Here is a 506-nt window from a genome sequence, read left to right on the forward strand (position 1 = left end):
GACTACGACAATAAGTTTGGTACACGCCCAGGAAGTATCAAGGTTCAACTGCTTCAAAATGGAACAGAATTTAAAACGCAAGAAGTGAAAGTAGATGAAAAAGGAAACTGGACATTTAGTTTCAAAGATTTACCAAAGTACGATGAACAAGGAAAAGAGCTTGAGTACACAGTAAGTGAAGTAAAAGTGAAAGACTATGAAACAAAAGTAGAAGGAACGACGATTACGAATACTTACAAGAATACAGAAACAACAGAAGTAAATGGTAAGAAAGTATGGGAAGACTACGACAATAAGTTTGGTACACGCCCAGGAAGTATCAAGGTTCAACTGCTTCAAAATGGAACAGAATTTAAAACAGAAGAAGTAAAAGCAGATAAAGAAGGAAACTGGACGTTCAGTTTCAAAGATCTACCGAAGTACGATGAACAAGGAAAAGAGTACGAGTACACAGTAAGTGAAGTAAAAGTTGACGGCTATGAGACAAAAGTAGAAGGAACAACAAT

1 protein-coding gene is annotated in these 506 nt (G+C 36.4%); it reads left to right on the forward strand.

What is annotated here, in order from left to right:
* Window positions 1–506: Cna B-type domain-containing protein (locus PDL00_RS34705; protein WP_270733852.1), on the forward strand; the 506-nt coding region annotated here is incomplete at both ends.

Source organism: Bacillus cereus group sp. TH152-1LC, from assembly GCF_027710505.1.
Classification (GTDB): domain Bacteria; phylum Bacillota; class Bacilli; order Bacillales; family Bacillaceae_G; genus Bacillus_A; species Bacillus_A mobilis.